The sequence below is a fragment of the Streptomyces sp. NPDC089424 genome, assembly GCF_044749345.1.
Taxonomy (GTDB): Bacteria; Actinomycetota; Actinomycetes; order Streptomycetales; family Streptomycetaceae; genus Streptomyces.
In genome coordinates this window covers 388,688-404,919 of sequence record NZ_JBIVHU010000010.1, presented here as the reverse complement: position 1 = coordinate 404,919, position 16,232 = coordinate 388,688, and the positions used below count along the sequence as shown (strand labels likewise).

Genomic DNA, 16,232 nt, shown 5'->3' with positions numbered 1-16,232 from the left:
AAACGCCCGGTTACATTCCGAACCCGGAAGCTAAGCCTTTCAGCGCCGATGGTACTGCAGGGGGGACCCTGTGGGAGAGTAGGACACCGCCGAACAATTTTTGGGAAAGCCCCGCATCTTCGGATGCGGGGCTTTCTGCGTTTTAGGGGATGTCGAGGGCCTTCAGACGAATTCGCTGAAGGCTCGCGCTCAGTCAGAGGCGGCCCGACGTCTTGAGCGCCAGATAGGCGTCCGCCAGCGCCGGCGCCAGGTCTTCCGGCGTCGCGTCCACGACTGTCACTCCGTGTCGGCGGAGCTGTTCGGCGGTGCGGTGGCGTTCGGACTGCGCCTGGGCGGCGGCCGCGGCGTCGTAGACCGCCTCGGTGTTACCGCGCGAGGTCGCCATGCGGGCGATGTACGGGTCGGCCACGGCGGCCACGAGGACCGTGTGGCGTTGCGTGAGTTGAGGGAGCACGGGCAGCAGGCCCTCTTCCACCGGCGCCGCGTCCAGAGTGGTGAGAAGGACGATCAGGGAGCGGCGAGGGGCCGTTCGCAGTGCCGTGGCGGCGAGACCGCGGGCGTCGGTCTCCACGAGTTCGGGTTCGATGCCGGCCATGGCGTTGACCAGGGACGGCAGGACATCGCCTGCCGTGCGGCCCTGGACCGAGGCGCGTACCCGGCGGTCGTAGGCGAGCAGGTCGACGCGGTCGCCGGCGCGGGAGGCCAGGGCGGCCAGGAGCAGTGCGGCGTCCATGGCGGCGTCTAGCCGTGGGACGTCGCCCACGCGGCCGGCGGAGGTTCGGCCGGTGTCGAGTACCAGGAGGATGTGGCGGTCGCGTTCGGGGCGCCAGGTGCGGACGGCGACTGTGGTCTGGCGGGCTGTCGCGCGCCAATCGATGGAACGGGTGTCGTCGCCGGGGACGTACTCGCGCAGGCTGTCGAATTCTGTGCCCTCGCCTCGCTGCAGGACGCTTGTCCGGCCGTCGAGTTCGCGGAGGCGGGCGAGTTTCGACGGGAGGTGCTTGCGGCTGGTGAAGGGGGGCAGCACGCGGACCGTCCAGGGGACCTTGTGGGTGCCTTGGCGCGCGAAGAGCCCCAGGGGACCGTAGGAGCGGATGGTCACGCGGTCGGCCTGGCGGTCGCCGCGGCGGGTGGGGGTGAGACGGGTCGTGACGCGGCGGCGTTCGCCTGCGGGGACCGTCAGGCGGTGACGGGAGGCGGCGAACTCGGTGCCCGGCTGCCAGGTGCTCGGGGGCCATGCGTCGCGGAGCCGGGCGCGCAGGGTGCGACGGGAGGGGTTGGTGACGGTGAGGGTGACGTCCGCTGTCTCGCCCAGGCGTGCGGAGGTGTCGCCGGAGCGTGTCAGGCCCAGGTGGCGTACCGGTGCCGCGAGGGCGTAGTCGCAGGCGCAGGCGAGGGCCAGGGGGCCGTTGACGGCCAGGATTCCTGTCCAGCTGGGCTCCCACAGGCCCACGGGGAGGGAGCCGAGGGCCGCGAGGAGTGCGGCGCGTCCGGTGAGCGCCATCAGCGGGGCACGGGGACGTGGGCGAGGACGGCGTTGATGACGGAGTCGGTCGTCACGCCTTCCATCTCGGCCTCCGGGCGGAGCTGGACCCGGTGGCGGAGGCTGGGGAGGGCCAGGGCCTTGACGTCGTCGGGGGTGACGTAGTCGCGGCCGGTGAGCCAGGCCCACGCGCGGGAGGTGGCGAGGAGGGCGGTGGCGCCGCGTGGGGAGACGCCCAGAGTGAGGGACGGCGATTCGCGGGTGGCCCGGCAGATGTCGACGACGTAGGCCGTGATCTCGGGGGAGACGGTGGTCTTGGCGACGGCGGTGCGGGCGGCCTCCAACACGGCGGCGTCCGCCACGGGGCGCAGGCCCGCGGCGCGCAGGTCGCGCGGGTTGAAGCCCTCGGCGTGCCGGGTGAGGACGTCGATCTCGTCCTGCCGGGAGGGGAGCGGGATGGTCAGCTTCAGCAGGAAACGGTCCAGCTGGGCTTCGGGCAGGGGGTAGGTGCCCTCGTACTCGACCGGGTTCTGGGTCGCGGCGACCAGGAACGGGTCGGGCAGGGGGCGGGGGGTGCCGTCCACCGTGACCTGGCGTTCCTCCATGGCTTCCAGGAGCGACGACTGGGTCTTCGGGGGCGTGCGGTTGATCTCGTCGGCGAGCAGGAGGTTGGTGAAGACCGGGCCGGGCTGGAAGGAGAACTCGGCGGTGCGGGCGTCGTAGACCAGGGAGCCGGTGACGTCGCTCGGCATGAGGTCGGGGGTGAACTGGACGCGCTTGGTGTCGAGTTCGAGCGCGGCGGCGAGGGCGCGGACCAGCAGCGTCTTGGCGACGCCGGGGACTCCTTCGAGCAGGACGTGTCCGCGGCACAGGAGTGCGACGACAAGGCCCGTCACGGCGGGGTCCTGGCCGACCACGGCCTTGGCGATCTCGGCGCGCAAGGCCTCCAGGGCGGCTCGGGCGCTGCCCGCGTCCCCGCTCGGCCCGGCGTTGTCAGTGGTCGGGTCCATCATGGACGGCGTACCTCTCTTTCGAGGGCGTCGAGTTGGTCGGCGAGGGAGATGAGGGCCGCGTCGTCGCCGGGCGGCGGGCCGAAGAGGAGAGGTTGCAGGGACTGTCCGTCGCCGTGGAGGTGGGCGGACAGCGCGGGGAGCAGGGCTTCGGGCGCGTGCGCCTGGGCGACGGGGACGCCTACGAGGGGGGCGAGGCGGGTGCGGGTGGTGGAGCGAAGAGCGGCGGCGGCGCGGTCGCGGGCGTTCGCCTTGCGGTAGAGGCGGGCCCGGCCTTCGACGGTTTCGGAGGCGCGGATCGCCACGGGGAGGTTTTCGGGCACGAGGGGGCCGAGTCGGCGTGCCCTCCACAGGGCGGCGAGGGCTGCGGCGATGAAGAGCTGCAGGGTGCCCCAGAGCCAGCCGGAGGGGAGCAGGTCGAAGATGTCGCGCTCTTCGTCCGGGGTGGAGGCGTCGGCCAGTGAGGGGAGGTACCAGACCAGATGGGGGCGCGAGCCGAGGAGTTGGAGGGCGAGCGAGGCGTTGCCCTGCTCGCCGAGACGGTCGTTGAAGAGGATGTCGGGCGCGCCGAGCACGACGGTGTCGCCGCCGGACGCCTCGGGGAAGCGGATCAGGGTGGCCAGGCGCTGGCTCGGGTAGCACTCGTCGGCCTCGAGGTGCAGGGCGGTGTAGCGGAGACCGCCCGTGTCCGCGGCGCCCGCGCGTCGGGCCGGAAGGAAGTCGCACTCGGGTTCGAGCGTGGACCGGAGGCTGGTGGCCGGGTCGGCGGTGACGCCGGGGGCGAGCTGCTCGACGGAGGAACTGCCGGCGGCGACGAGGATCGTGCGGCCGCCGGATTCGGCCATCGTGGAGCGCAGCCGGGTCTTCTGGGCCTGCCCCAGCAGGTCGGGGACGGCGATCAGGAGAGTGGTGTCGGGGGCGGCCGCGGCGCGTGCCGCTTCCAGGGTGGTGACGACGCGGGTGGACACGCCGCGGTCGGCGAGGAGTTCGGCGACGGCGCGGCTGCCCTCGGGGGCGGTGGAGCGCGGGTCGAGGCTGCCGCGGTTGGCGTCCGAGCGGACCAGGGCGATCACGACCGCTCCGGCCAGGAGCAGGACGAGGGCCAGCACGATGCCTCGGGTGCGGGTCCACACCTGGCGGGGGGTGCGCGAGGCCGAGGTGGCGGGGAGTGTCGCCTCGGTCGTCATCCGGCGGCTCCCTGGCGGGTGTCGTGGTCCGCGCTGTGGGCGCTGCTGGTGAGCTGGGGCTTGGCGCGTTCCAGGTCGCGGTCGAGTTCGGCGAGGCGGCGGTACGACGGTTCGACGGCCGTGCGGCCGCCGTATGTGACGTCGTCGAAGTCCCGGGCGGCGGAGCGCAGCCGGTCCGCGTGGGAGGGCAGGGCGCGGCCCGCTTCGGCGGCCGCCTCGTCGGCGGTGCGGCCGGGGCGGGCGTCGAGGAGGGCGCGTTCCTCCAGTGCGCGGACGATGGCGCGCATGCGTTCCTGGAGCGCTTGGTTCCAGTGGCCCTGGGCGGCGTGCGCCTCGGCGGCCGCGCGGTGTTCGGCGGCGCTGCGGGGCCGTTCGTCGAACAGGGCGGCGGAGGAGGTGGGTACTCGGGTCGGGGTGCCCAGGCGCCACCACAGGGCGCCGAGCACCGCGAGGACGGCGACGACGACCACGACGAGGCCGAGTGTGCCTCCCGGGGTGGCGTCGGACGCGAGGCGGAGCAGCTTGCCGAGCCACTCCCAGAAGGCGTCGAGGAGGCGTTGGAAGAGGCCGGGGTCGTCCTCGTGGTACATGCGCTTGGACAGCTCGCGGCGGGCCGCGTCCTGCGCGGGGTCGCGGGGGATCGTGAGCGGCGGTTCGTCGTCTGAGCCGGGCAGTGACAGCAGGGAGGTGCCGCCGGAGCGGTGCGGCGGTCGTGCGGTCAGGTCGGCGGCGCGCAGCCAGGCGCGGACGGCGGCTTCGCCGGCGCGTGGCAGGGGTGGCACAGCTGAGAGGACTCCCCCGGTGAGGCTCACCGCATCAGCTCCCGGGCGCGGGGTGCGAGGTGCTGGTGCCGTAGCCCTGGACGCCGGCGGCGCGGGCCAGTTCGAGGTCGAGGGCCTCGCGGCGGATGCGCTGGTCGACGTAGAGGAGGACGGTGACGCCGGCCGTGATCGGGAAGGTGATCATGGAGCCGATCACCGAGCCGATGCCGCTGATGATCAGGAACGTCCAGCCGATGTCGCCGGTGCCGTCGAGGAATCCGCTGACGCCGTCGCCGCTGAAGGCGGCGGCGAGGAACGTGAAGGGGATGACGACGATCGCCGCGACGATGTTGGCGATGATCGTGGCGAGCAGCTGGATGCCGAAGACGCGCCACCAGGAGCCGCGGACGAGCCTGGCGGAGCGGCTCATCGCCTTGAGGATGCCCTGCTTCTCCAGCATCAGGGCCGGGGAGGCCAGGGAGAAGCGGACCATCAGCCAGAGGGCGAGGACGGCGGTGCACAGGGTGCCGAGGACGGTGAGTGCGGCGCCGGCGCCGCCCCCTCCGGACAGGGTCACCAGAAGACCGGGTACGGCGCCCAGGACGGCGACGCCCAGGGCGATCAGGAGCAGCAGGAAGATCAGGCCGAACAGCTTCAGCACGCGCGGGCGGGCGTCGCGCCAGGCCTCACCGGTGGTGACGGGCTTGCCGAGGACGGCGCGGCTGGTGACGGTGGTCAGCAGCGCGGTCGCCGCGACCGTGCCGATCAGGGAGATCAGGAAGACGACCCCGGAGCTGAGCAGCGCGTCGCCGAGGGCGCGGCTGAGTTCGCCGAGGGTGGCGTTGGGGTCCTCGAGGGCCTCGGTGCTGGTCCGCTCGTTCAGGACGAGGCCCTGGAGCAGGATGACGACGATCTCCGTGCAGATCGCGACGGTGAGGGCGATGCCGAGCACGGTGCGCCAGTAGGTGCGCATGGTGGAGACGGCGCCGTCGAGGATCTCGCCCACGCCGAGCGGGCGGAGCGGGATCACGCCGGGCTTGGCGGCGGGCGGCGGGCCGCCCCACTGGCCGCCCCAGGCGCCGCCGGGGCCCTGCCAGCCGCCGTACCCTCCGGGACCGCCGGGGGGCCGCTGCCCGCCCCAGCCGGGGCCGGGGGGAGGGGGCGGGGGAGTCTGTCCCGGGGCCGGTGGACCGGTGGGGGCGGACCACTGCGCGGGGGGCGGCTGCTCCTTGGACCACTTCGCGCCGGGCTGCGGCGCCTGGGGGCCTGGCTGGTCCTCGGGCTGCGGGGGCTGCGCGGGGCCGGGCCGGTCGGCCGGCGCGGCAGGGCCGGACGTGCCGGGCTCCTGCCCGTTGGACGGGGCGGATCCGGGCGAGGCCCAGCCCGGAGTGTCGTTCATCGTCGCTCCTTCACAGTGCCCGTCCGCTGTCGCGGTGGCAGGTTGGCAGACATCGTGCCATGGGGCGTTCACCCAGGGACCGGCCGCGGTATGGGTGCCACACCTTCAATTGTCCGTCGTGGAACGGGCACACTGACCGCATGGCTGATCAGTACGCGCAATCCGGCGAGGACAAGTCCACCGGTAGTCCGGCGATCCGCTGGGACGAACCCCCCGAAGGACCCGTGGTGGTCCTTCTCGATCAGACGCGGTTGCCCGCCGAGGAGGTCGAACTGGTCTGTACGGACGCGTCCGCCCTGGTGGAGGCGATCCGTTCGCTCGCCGTGCGCGGGGCGCCGCTGCTCGGCATCGCGGGCGCGTACGGCGTCGCGCTCGCCGCCGCGCGCGGCTTCGGCGTGGACGAGGCCGCCGTGGCGCTGGAGAGTGCCCGGCCGACCGCGGTGAACCTCTCGCTCGGCGTGCGCCGGGCGCGGGCCGCGTACGACGCGGCGCTCGCCGGCGGGGCCGACGCCGAGCAGGCCGCCGGGGCGGCGCTGGCGGCCGCGCGGCAGCTGCACCGCGAGGACGCCGAGGCCAGTGCCCTGATGGCCGAGCACGGGCTGGCGCTGCTGGACGAGCTGCTGCCGGGCGGCGGGCATCGGATCCTCACGCACTGCAATTCCGGCGCGCTGGTGTCGGGCGGGGAGGGCACGGCGTTCGCCGTGGCGCTCGCCGCGCACCGGGTGGGGCAGCTGCGGCGGCTGTGGGTGGACGAGACGCGTCCCCTGCTGCAGGGGTCCCGGCTCACGGCGTACGAGGCGGCGCGCAACGGCATGGCGTACACGCTGCTGACCGACAACGCGGCGGGTTCGCTGTTCGCGGCGGGGGAGGTGGACGCGGTGCTGGTCGGGGCGGACCGCATCGCGGCCGACGGCTCGGTGGCGAACAAGGTGGGCAGCTATCCGCTGGCCGTGCTGGCGCGGTACCACCATGTTCCGTTCATCGTGGTGGCGCCGGTGACGACGGTGGACCTGGAGACCCCGGACGGGGCGTCGATCGAGGTGGAGCAGCGGCCGGGGTACGAGGTGACCGAGCTCGCGGCTCCCAACGTGCCGGTGACGGGTGCGGGCGGCGGGGTGCCGGTGGCGCCTCTGGGGACGCAGGCGTACAACCCCGCGTTCGACGTCACGCCGCCGGAGCTGATCACGGCGATCGTCACGGAGCAGGGCGCGGTGTCGCCGGTGACGGCCGAGGCGCTGGCGGAGATGTGTGACCGGGCGGGGGTCGCGGCCGTCCGCCAGGGGCCGGCGGTGACCTGATCTTGGCCTGATGTCGGCCTGGTAGAGGGTCTCGGGCCCCTTGATCCGCGGTGCGCTGCGGTGCTCTGCGGGGCGAGGGGCCGCTGACATCTGGTCGAGGGCAGACAGTAGTGACCCGATACGACTATCGTCACTGGCCAGTGAGCCTGCTCACCTGCGCCTCCTTCACCGTTATGAGAATGGGATGATGTCGTTTATGAAGGGACGAGTCCTTGTCGTCGACGACGACACCGCACTGGCCGAGATGCTCGGCATTGTGCTGCGTGGTGAAGGTTTTGAGCCGTCTTTCGTGGCCGACGGGGACAAGGCGCTGGCAGCGTTCCGGGAGGCCAAGCCGGATCTGGTGCTGCTCGACCTGATGCTGCCCGGACGGGACGGCATCGAGGTGTGCCGGCTGATCCGGGCGGAGTCCGGGGTGCCGATCGTGATGCTCACGGCGAAGAGCGACACCGTCGACGTGGTCGTGGGTCTCGAGTCCGGGGCCGACGACTACATCGTGAAGCCGTTCAAGCCGAAGGAGCTCGTGGCCCGTATCCGGGCGCGGCTTCGCCGGTCGGAGGAGCCCGCGCCGGAGCAGCTCGCCATCGGTGACCTGGTCATCGACGTGGCCGGGCACTCGGTCAAGCGCGAGGGGCAGTCGATCGCGCTGACGCCGCTGGAGTTCGACCTGCTGGTGGCGCTGGCCCGCAAGCCGTGGCAGGTGTTCACCCGCGAGGTGCTCCTGGAGCAGGTGTGGGGCTACCGGCACGCGGCGGACACGCGGCTGGTCAACGTGCATGTGCAGCGGCTGCGCTCGAAGGTCGAGAAGGACCCGGAGCGGCCGGAGATCGTGGTGACCGTCCGGGGAGTCGGTTACAAGGCCGGGCCGAGCTGACATGTCCAAGGACAGTGCCGCTTCGGCGCCCGGCCGGTCCGGGACCCGCGCGGGGCGGCCTGTCGGCCGGAAGGCGGCGGGTTCCCGCTGGGGCCGCCTTCTGGAGAGCGGGCTGCTCCGTGGCGGAGTCCAGGGCAGCCCGGTTTTTCGCCTGTTCATGCGCTGGGTACGGCGTCCGCTGCTGCCCGTCATGCGGCTGTGGCGGCGGAACATTCAGCTCAAGGTCGTGGTCACCACCCTGCTGATGTCGCTGGGTGTCGTGCTGCTGCTCGGCTTCGTGGTCATCGGACAGGTGCGCAACGGACTGCTGGACGCCAAGGTGAAGGCGTCGCAGAGCCAGGCCACGGGCGGATTCGCGGTGGCCAAGCAGCGGGCCGACGAGGCGGCGAGCGGCACGGGTGAGGACCCGTCCACGGCGGTGGACGGGCGGTCCTCGCAGAACGTGATCCAGTGGATGAGCGATCTCGTCTCCTCGCTCTCCAGCGGTGGGCAGGGCGCCTTCGACGTGGTGACGCTGCCGGCCGGTGACAACAGCGGCGGGGGGCGCGGACCGCGTGCCTCCGGTGGTGTCGACCCGAACACGAGCGTGCCGGAGGCTCTGCGCGAGCGCGTCAACAGCAGTCCGACGGCCGCGCAGAGCTACACCCGCATCGTGTACAGCGGTGACAAGGGCTCGCAGCCCGCGCTGGTCATCGGCAAGGAGGTCAACGACCCCAACGGCGACCCGTACCAGCTGTACTACCTCTTCCCGCTCACGCAGGAGGAGAAGTCGCTGAGCCTGGTCAAGGGCACCCTGGCGACGGCCGGTCTCTTCGTCGTCGTCCTTCTCGGGGCCATCGCCTGGCTGGTGGTGCGGCAGGTCGTGACGCCGGTGCGGATGGCGGCCGGGATCGCCGAGCGGCTGTCGGCCGGCCGGCTGCAGGAGCGGATGAAGGTCACCGGCGAGGACGACATCGCGCGCCTCGGCGAGGCCTTCAACAAGATGGCGCAGAACCTCCAGCTGAAGATCCAGCAGCTGGAGGACCTGTCGCGGATGCAGCGGCGGTTCGTGTCCGACGTGTCGCACGAGCTGCGGACACCGCTGACGACCGTGCGGATGGCGGCCGACGTCATCCATGAGGCGCGGGTGGACTTCGATCCGGTGACCGCGCGGTCGGCGGAGCTGCTCGCCGACCAGCTCGACCGGTTCGAGTCGCTGCTCGCGGACCTGTTGGAGATCAGCCGCTTCGACGCGGGTGCGGCGGCGCTGGAGGCCGAGCCGATAGACCTCAGGGAGGTCGTGCGGCGCGTGGTCAGCGGCGCCGAGCCCCTCGCCGAGCGCAAGGGCACGCACATACGTGTCGTCGGCGACCAGCAGCCCGTCGTCGCCGAGGCCGACGCCCGGCGGGTGGAGCGGGTGCTGCGCAATCTCGTCGTCAACGCCGTGGAGCACGGCGAGGGCAAGGACGTCGTCGTCAAGCTGGCCGCGGCGGGCGGGGCGGTCGCGGTCGCGGTACGTGACTACGGCGTCGGGCTCAAGCCCGGGGAGGCGACCCGGGTCTTCAGCCGGTTCTGGCGGGCCGACCCCGCACGCGCGCGTACGACGGGCGGCACCGGCCTCGGGCTGTCGATCGCCCTGGAGGACGCCCGTCTGCACGGGGGCTGGCTGCAGGCGTGGGGTGAGCCGGGCGGCGGCTCGCAGTTCCGGCTGACGCTGCCGCGCACCGCGGACGAGCCGCTCAGGGGCTCGCCGATACCGCTGGAACCCAAGGACTCCCGGCGCAACCGAGGCCTCGACGACGCCGGTCTGCCGCGCGGCGGCGGGGTGAAGACCGCCACCGTGCCGGCCCAGTCCACGGGCAGCGGACAGATGACCGCGCGCGACCCGATCGCACCCCGGTCGGCCGCGGTGGCCCCGACGGCGGATCCGACGGCGTTGCCCGGCAACGGCGCCCGCGTCGTGCCCCGGCCCGCGAGCGGGTCACGGGGGCCGGGGGAGCAGCCGGTCGGTGAGGCGGCGCGCAGTACGGCCCCGACCGGTGCCGTGGACGCCGGGCCGCAGGAGTTGAACGATCAAGGGGAGGCATTTCGTGGGCGCTGACCGCGAGGGGGGCTCCCGGCGCACGCCGGGACGCGCGGTGGCGTACGTCGCCTGTGGCGCCGTGCTGCTGACGGGGTGCGCCTCGATGCCCGACGGCGGGGACCTGCGGGGCGTGGAGTCCACGCCGCGCCAGGAGACGCAGGTGCGGGTCTTTCCGATGCCGCCGCGTGAGGACGCGCCGCCGTCGGAGATCGTGCAGGGCTTTCTCGAGGCGCTGACCAGCGACGACCCGCACTATGCGACGGCGAAGCAGTATCTGACGGCGGCGGCCGCGAAGACCTGGCAGCCGGAGCTGTCCACGACGGTGCTCGCCGACGGGCCGGACACCCAGGCGAACTCCGGGGGAACCCGGCAGGACGGCGTCGACTTCTCGTTCACGCTGACCGGCACCAAGATCGCCCTGGTGGACGCGCAGCAGTCGTACACACCGACCGAGGGCTCCTACAGCCGGCCGGTGCATCTCACGCGGGACAAGAAGAGCGAGCAGTGGCGCATCGACGGGCTGCCCCAGGGCGTCGTCATGGGTCAGTCGGACTTCCAGCGCAACTACATGTCCGCCAACAAGTACTACTTCGCCTCCGACGCCGCGGTGGGCGCGTCCTCGCAGCCCGCGGCGGTCGCCGATCCGGTGTACGTGCGCCGGCGCGTGGACCCCATGACGCAGATCGTGCGCTCCCTGCTCAACGGGCCGACCACCTGGCTGGGTCCCGTGGTCAGGTCGGGCTTCCCGACGGGCACGGCGCTGCGCAAGGGCGTCGGCGCGCTCACGCCCGACGACCGCAACCGGCTGACCGTGCCGCTGAACGACAAGGCCGCCCGGGTCGGACCCGCCAAGTGCAGCGAGATGGCCGCCCAGTTGCTGTTCACCCTCCAGAACCTCACGCCCGCGGTGGACGAGATCGAACTGCAGGCTGGCGGTACGCAGTTGTGCGTGCTCAACGAGGACGGGGCGGCCGCCGTCGCCACGCACGGGTCGGCCCGGCGGGTGGACTTCCTCTACTTCGTGGACGGGCAGCACCGGCTCGTCCGGATCCCGGCGGGCAGCCGGAGCGCGAAGGCCGAGCCGGTGCCGGGAGAGCTGGGCGAGGGCGTGCGGACGCTGCGCTCGGCGGCGGTGTCGCGGGAGGAGCAGACCGCGGCCGGGGTCGGCCTGGACGGCAAGGCGCTGTACGTCGGTTCGCTCGCGTCGGGCGGTTCGCTCGGGGAGCCGGTGGTGCGCAGCACCGGCCGGACGGAGAAGGACCGCCTGACCACGCCCAGTTGGGACGCGCGCGGCGACCTGTGGGTGGCCGACCGCAACCCGGAGGACGCGCGGCTGCTCGTGCTGCCGGAGGGCAAGGGGGAGCCGGTGGAGGTGCAGGTGCCGCGGCTGGACGGGCGGATCCAGTCCGTGCGGGTCGCGGCGGACGGTGTCCGGATCGCGCTGGTCGTGGAGAAGGACGGCAAGCAGTCGTTGCAGGTCGGCCGGATCGAGCGCGGCGAGAAGGACCAGGTGACGGGGGTGCCGGGCGTCTCGGTGCTCGAACTGCGCTCCGCGGCGCCGCAGTTGGAGGAGGTCACCACAATGTCCTGGGCCGGTGACGGCAGGCTCGTGGTGGCCGGGCGCGAGGAGGGCGGCGTGCAGCAGATGCGGTACGTGCAGGTCGACGGCTCCATGCCCGAGGTGCCGGCGCCCGACGCGCTCACCGGGGTGAAGGAGATCGCCGCTTCCGAGGGCGACCGGGTGCCGCTGGTGGCGTACTCGGTGGACGGGATCGTGCGGCTGCCGGACGGGGCGCAGTGGCAGACGGTGGTCAAGGACGGGTCCGCGCCGGTCTATCCGGGGTAGCGGGCCCTCGGCGCCAGGGCTGCGCGCGGGGCCGCCGCGGGCCGCTGGACCGGTTCGCCGGGTTCTTCGTCTCCCGCGGCCGGCGAACGGTTGTGCTGGACGGCCGCTCCCGCCGGGCATGAGCCCGGCGGGAGCGGCCGTTTTCGCTTGTCATGGGCGCGCGCCGAGTTGTCCACAGGGGGTTTTCCACAGGGGTGGTGGCGCCGGGGCGGAGTCGGCACAGTGGTGGGCATGCGGGGGTGGTGGCAGGACCTCACCGATCTGGTGCTGCCGGCCGAGTGCGGAGGCTGCGGCAGGCCTCGCACGGTGCTCTGCCCGGAGTGCCGTGCCGCCCTGAGCGGGGCCGTACCGCGCCGGGTGCGGCCCGTGCCGGAGCCGCGCGGGCTGCCGGTCGTGCACGCGGCGGCACCGTACGCGGACGCGGTGCGGGCGGTGCTGCTGGCACACAAGGAGCGGGGTGCGCTGCCGCTCGCCCGGCCGCTCGGCGTCGCCCTCGCCGGTGCCGTGCGGGCGGGGGCGGCCGGGGTGCCCGAAGGCCCCGTGCTGCTCGTGCCCGTGCCGTCGGGGCGCGGGGCCGTGCGGGCGAGGGGGCACGACCCGGCCCGGCGGACCGCGCTGGCGGCGGCGGCCGAGTTGCGCCGTACGGGGACGCCCGCCCGGGTGCTCGCGGTGCTGCGGCAGCGGCGGCCGGTCGCCGACCAGGCGGGGCTGGACGCACGGCAGCGCCTGGAGAACCTCGCGGGGGCACTGTCGGTGACCGCCGGCGGAGCCCGGCTGTTGTGCGAGGGGCGGGTGGTACTGGTGGACGACGTGATGACGACGGGCGCGTCGTTGACGGAGGCGGCGCGGGCCGTACGGGTGACGCTGGCCGAGGAAACGGCTGGTTACGGGGGTGCGGCATCCGCGACGCGCGGAGATGTGGTGACGGCCGTGTACGAGGGAGTCCTCGGGGAAAGGAGACAAGAACGGATGACGGGATCAATGGAAGGGAGCACGGACCGTGAGTGGGCCGTGCGGGGAAAGGCGAAGAGTGATCGGAACGCGATCTCTGCCGCGGTGGTCGCTGCGTCGCCGGATTCTTTCGAAATAAACCGGAACTGACTGCGAAGTTGCATCGTTGCAGGTAGTGAGAGGGTCAATTCACCGGAATGGAGGTACGCGGCAGTAGAGGGTGACGACATCCGTCCGGGCGAGATATGTTCGGTTGTGAGGGAAAGGCCGCAGGCCACGCCTCGCTTATCCGAATGCCGTGCCGTGGTTTTTCGCAATCACCCCGGCCGGCCGGGTGGAGATCTTGCCCATGGGGGAGGAGGTGGACGTCACCGAGTCCGCGGTCCCGGGGCTCACCGGGACCTGGTGCACAAGGGAGATGCTCCGCCAGTGAAGCGGAGCGATCCGGGAACGGAGTTCTGCGTGGACATCGTCGTCAAGGGCCGCAAGACCGAGGTGCCCGAGCGGTTCCGAAAGCACGTGGCCGAGAAGCTGAAGCTGGACAAGATCCAGAAGCTCGATGGCAAGGTGATCAGCCTCGACGTCGAGGTGTCCAAGGAGCCCAACCCCCGGCAGGCGGACCGTTGCGACCGAGTGGAGATCACCCTCCGCTCCCGCGGTCCGGTGATCCGGGCGGAGGCAGCGGCCAACGACCCGTACGCGGCGCTCGACCTCGCCGCCGAGAAGCTGGACGCACGGCTGCGCAGGCAGCACGACAAGCGTCACACGCGCCGGGGGGTGCGCCGGCTGACGGCAGCCGAGGTCGCCGACCACGTTCCGGGCGCGGCGACGCTCAACGGCGACGGCAGCGCCTTCGAGGCGGACGAGCCGAACTCGGTGCCCACCAAGAAGATCGGCTCGCTGGAAGTACAGGGCGAAGGCCCCCTCGTGGTCCGCGAGAAGACTCACGTCGCAGCACCCATGACCCTCGACCAGGCTCTCTACGAGATGGAACTGGTCGGGCACGACTTCTATCTGTTCGTCGACTCCGAGACGAAGGAACCGAGTGTCGTCTACCGGCGGCACGCGTACGACTACGGCGTGATCCACCTCAGCACGGACACCATGGTCACCCAGACGCCCTCCCCCGACGCGGGGGGCCCGCTGGGCGGCTGACCTGATCCGGAGGACAGCTGATCCGGGTGCCCCTGGAGCGCACTGATGCGCTCCCAGGGGCACCTGTGTGCGACCACTTCACGGACCGCTTCGTCACCGGAGTGCCGTCCGGGCATGGAATCATGGCCGCAATGGCCCAACCGGTGGACAGTTGCCTTGGGTTGGCGATGGCACAGGACCACAGGCCACTGCCTTCAGGGGGAGGAACGATGGCGGACAGCTTCGGACCGATGCAGAACGAGGACGCCGACGACGGCGTCGTCGGCATGGGCCCGGACGAGGGCTCCGCACGCCGGGAGCCGATTCGTGTCCTGGTGGTGGACGACCACGCCCTTTTCCGCCGCGGCCTGGAGATCGTGCTGGCCGCCGAGGAGGACATCCAGGTCGTCGGTGAGGCGGGGGACGGCGCCGAGGCCGTGGAGAAGGCCGCCGATCTGCTGCCGGACATCATCCTGATGGATGTGCGCATGCCGAAGCGGGGCGGGATCGAGGCATGCACCTCCATCAAGGAGGTGGCGCCCAGCGCGAAGATCATCATGCTGACGATCAGCGACGAGGAAGCGGACCTCTACGAGGCCATCAAGGCGGGGGCGACCGGGTATCTCCTCAAGGAGATCTCCACGGACGAGGTGTCCACCGCGATCCGCGCGGTGGCCGACGGGCAGTCGCAGATCAGTCCGTCCATGGCGTCGAAGCTGCTCACCGAGTTCAAGTCGATGATCCAGCGCACCGACGAGCGCCGACTGGTGCCCGCGCCTCGGCTGACCGACCGTGAGCTGGAAGTGCTCAAGCTGGTCGCCACGGGCATGAACAACCGTGACATCGCCAAGGAGTTGTTCATCTCCGAGAACACCGTGAAGAACCACGTGCGCAACATCCTGGAGAAGCTGCAGCTGCACTCCAGGATGGAAGCGGTGGTGTACGCGATGCGGGAGAAGATCCTGGAGATCCGCTGAGCCGTCGGCCGACCGGCCGGCCTGCCGACGGTCAGGCCAGCGCGCGGGCGAGTTCCACGGCGAGCGGCTCGCGCAGCTCCGGCGCGTCCACCCGCTCCACCCGTACGTCGGTGCAGTCCACCCAGCTCGCCGCCTCGATCAACGCCCGGGCCACCGCCGGGACCGCCTTCGGGCCGTCCAGGGTGACCTGCTTGGCCACGAGGGTGCGGCCCTCCCGGGCCGGATCGACCCGACCCACGAGGCGGCCACCGGCGAGGACGGGCATCGCGAAGTAGCCGTACACCCGCTTCGGCTTCGGGACGTAGGCCTCCAGGCGGTGGGTGAAGCCGAAGACGCGCTCCGTGCGGGCCCGCTCCCAGACCAGGGAGTCGAACGGGGAGAGCAGTGTCGTGCGGTGGCGGCCGCGCGGGGGCGCCTGAAGTGCCGCCGGGTCCGCCCAGGCCGGCTTTCCCCAGCCTTCCACCGTGACCGGGACCAGTCCCGAGTCGGCGATCACCGAGTCGACCTGCTCGCCCTTGAGGCGGTGGTAGTCGGCGATGTCCGCGCGCGTGCCGACGCCGAGCGACTGGCCGGCGAGGCGGACCAGGCGGCGCAGGCACTCCGCGTCGTCGAGCTCGTCGTGCAGCAGGGCCGCGGGGACGGCGCGCTCGGCGAGGTCGTAGACGCGCTTCCAGCCGCGGCGGGTCACGCAGACCACCTCGCCGTACATCAGGGCGCGTTCGACGGCGACCTTCGTGCCGGACCAGTCCCACCACTCGCTGGTGCGCTTGGCGCCGCCCAGTTCCGTCGCGGTGAGCGGGCCCTCGGCGCGCAGCTGCTTGATCACCTGGTCGTAGGCGCCGTCCGGGAGTTCGTGGTTCCAGTGGGGGCGGGCGCGGTAGGCGCGGCGGCGGAAGGCGAAGTGGGGCCATTCCTCGACGGGGAGGATGCACGCGGCGTGCGACCAGTACTCGAAGGCGTGGGGCTGGGACGGGGTCCCGTCCGTCGCCGGGGGCGTCCAGTAGGCGTCCTCGACGGTCTTGCGGCCGACCGCGCCGAGGCGGGCGTAGGGGATGAGCTCGTGGGAGCGGGCGAGTACCGAGATGGTGTCGAGCTGCACCGCGCCCAGGTGGCGGAGGATGCCGCGGACGCCGGCCTTGCGGTCGGGCGTGCCGAGGAAGCCCTGGGCGCGAAGGGCGATGCGGCGGGCTTCGGCTGCGGAGAGTTCCGCCGGGCGCGGGGTCGTCATGTCTTCGAACGATAGAGGGTGG

Annotated in this window: 13 protein-coding genes and 1 rRNA gene; 8 read left to right on the top strand and 6 right to left on the bottom strand. The window is 72.4% G+C overall.

Annotation, left to right across the window (positions count from 1 at the left end; translation table 11 throughout):
* A 5S ribosomal RNA gene (rrf, locus tag ACIP2X_RS34695) occupies window positions 1-95 on the top strand; the annotation flags it as partial.
* 98 nt (window positions 96-193) lie between these two features.
* Here the strand turns inward: rrf and ACIP2X_RS34690 are convergent.
* Genes ACIP2X_RS34690 through ACIP2X_RS34670 form a run of 5 tightly spaced genes read right to left on the bottom strand, consistent with a single transcriptional unit; the run spans window position 194 to window position 5,840 of the window.
* On the bottom strand, window positions 194-1,504 hold the full coding sequence (locus tag ACIP2X_RS34690) for a DUF58 domain-containing protein (protein WP_401681222.1): 1,311 nt from the start codon (window positions 1,502-1,504) through the stop codon (window positions 194-196).
* Window positions 1,504-2,493, bottom strand: a complete 990-nt coding sequence (locus ACIP2X_RS34685) for an AAA family ATPase (RefSeq protein WP_401681220.1) — start codon at window positions 2,491-2,493, stop codon at window positions 1,504-1,506. Before ACIP2X_RS34685 ends, ACIP2X_RS34690 begins: the two co-directional genes overlap by 1 nt.
* Window positions 2,493-3,680, bottom strand: a complete 1,188-nt coding sequence (locus ACIP2X_RS34680) for a DUF4350 domain-containing protein (protein ID WP_401681217.1) — start codon at window positions 3,678-3,680, stop codon at window positions 2,493-2,495. Before ACIP2X_RS34680 ends, ACIP2X_RS34685 begins: the two co-directional genes overlap by 1 nt.
* Entirely contained in the window at window positions 3,677-4,492 is an 816-nt protein-coding gene (locus ACIP2X_RS34675) for a DUF4129 domain-containing protein (RefSeq protein ID WP_401681214.1), read from the bottom strand. The genes ACIP2X_RS34680 and ACIP2X_RS34675 overlap by 4 nt, the downstream gene beginning before the upstream one ends.
* Window positions 4,493-4,496: 4 nt before the next feature.
* Window positions 4,497-5,840 (bottom strand): glycerophosphoryl diester phosphodiesterase membrane domain-containing protein, encoded by a 1,344-nt coding sequence (locus ACIP2X_RS34670; protein ID WP_401681212.1) that lies wholly within the window; start codon window positions 5,838-5,840, stop codon window positions 4,497-4,499.
* Between the two features lie 140 nt (window positions 5,841-5,980).
* On the opposite strand from ACIP2X_RS34670, the gene mtnA reads away from it, so the two are divergent.
* The 7 genes from mtnA to ACIP2X_RS34635 all read left to right on the top strand — a co-directional run bounded on the left by mtnA (window position 5,981) and on the right by ACIP2X_RS34635 (window position 14,982).
* Window positions 5,981-7,138, top strand: a complete 1,158-nt coding sequence (gene mtnA, locus ACIP2X_RS34665; protein WP_401681209.1) for an S-methyl-5-thioribose-1-phosphate isomerase — start codon at window positions 5,981-5,983, stop codon at window positions 7,136-7,138.
* A 184-nt stretch (window positions 7,139-7,322) separates the two neighbouring features.
* A complete protein-coding gene (mtrA, locus tag ACIP2X_RS34660; RefSeq protein WP_187281934.1) occupies window positions 7,323-8,012 on the top strand; it encodes a two-component system response regulator MtrA in 690 nt (229 codons plus the stop codon).
* Between the two features lies 1 nt (window position 8,013).
* Window positions 8,014-10,092, top strand: coding sequence for an MtrAB system histidine kinase MtrB (gene mtrB / locus ACIP2X_RS34655; protein ID WP_401681207.1), 2,079 nt, complete (start codon window positions 8,014-8,016; stop codon window positions 10,090-10,092).
* On the top strand, window positions 10,082-11,920 hold the full coding sequence (locus tag ACIP2X_RS34650; RefSeq protein WP_401681203.1) for an LpqB family beta-propeller domain-containing protein: 1,839 nt from the start codon (window positions 10,082-10,084) through the stop codon (window positions 11,918-11,920). Before mtrB ends, ACIP2X_RS34650 begins: the two co-directional genes overlap by 11 nt.
* Window positions 11,921-12,151: 231 nt before the next feature.
* The gene (locus ACIP2X_RS34645) at window positions 12,152-13,021 is read left to right on the top strand and encodes a ComF family protein (protein ID WP_401681200.1); all 870 of its coding nucleotides are present in this window, start codon (window positions 12,152-12,154) and stop codon (window positions 13,019-13,021) included.
* 312 nt (window positions 13,022-13,333) lie between these two features.
* Entirely contained in the window at window positions 13,334-14,026 is a 693-nt protein-coding gene (hpf, locus tag ACIP2X_RS34640; protein ID WP_401681197.1) for a ribosome hibernation-promoting factor, HPF/YfiA family, read from the top strand.
* A 209-nt stretch (window positions 14,027-14,235) separates the two neighbouring features.
* Window positions 14,236-14,982, top strand: a complete 747-nt coding sequence (locus tag ACIP2X_RS34635) for a response regulator (RefSeq protein WP_401681194.1) — start codon at window positions 14,236-14,238, stop codon at window positions 14,980-14,982.
* Between the two features lie 31 nt (window positions 14,983-15,013).
* Here the strand turns inward: ACIP2X_RS34635 and ACIP2X_RS34630 are convergent, their stop codons facing one another.
* A complete protein-coding gene (locus ACIP2X_RS34630; protein WP_401681192.1) occupies window positions 15,014-16,210 on the bottom strand; it encodes a winged helix-turn-helix domain-containing protein in 1,197 nt (398 codons plus the stop codon).
* Window positions 16,211-16,232: the final 22 nt, after the last annotated feature.

Coding starts and splice junctions, on each gene's coding strand:
- ACIP2X_RS34680 (WP_401681217.1), bottom strand. CDS start 3,680: ATGACGACCGAGGCGACACTCCCCGCCACCTCGGCCTCGCGCACCCCC.
- ACIP2X_RS34685 (WP_401681220.1), bottom strand. CDS start 2,493: ATGGACCCGACCACTGACAACGCCGGGCCGAGCGGGGACGCGGGCAGC.
- mtnA (WP_401681209.1), top strand. CDS start 5,981: ATGGCTGATCAGTACGCGCAATCCGGCGAGGACAAGTCCACCGGTAGT.
- mtrB (WP_401681207.1), top strand. CDS start 8,014: ATGTCCAAGGACAGTGCCGCTTCGGCGCCCGGCCGGTCCGGGACCCGC.
- ACIP2X_RS34645 (WP_401681200.1), top strand. CDS start 12,152: ATGCGGGGGTGGTGGCAGGACCTCACCGATCTGGTGCTGCCGGCCGAG.
- ACIP2X_RS34630 (WP_401681192.1), bottom strand. CDS start 16,210: ATGACGACCCCGCGCCCGGCGGAACTCTCCGCAGCCGAAGCCCGCCGC.
- ACIP2X_RS34690 (WP_401681222.1), bottom strand. CDS start 1,504: ATGGCGCTCACCGGACGCGCCGCACTCCTCGCGGCCCTCGGCTCCCTC.
- mtrA (WP_187281934.1), top strand. CDS start 7,323: ATGATGTCGTTTATGAAGGGACGAGTCCTTGTCGTCGACGACGACACC.
- ACIP2X_RS34635 (WP_401681194.1), top strand. CDS start 14,236: ATGGCGGACAGCTTCGGACCGATGCAGAACGAGGACGCCGACGACGGC.
- ACIP2X_RS34670 (WP_401681212.1), bottom strand. CDS start 5,840: ATGAACGACACTCCGGGCTGGGCCTCGCCCGGATCCGCCCCGTCCAAC.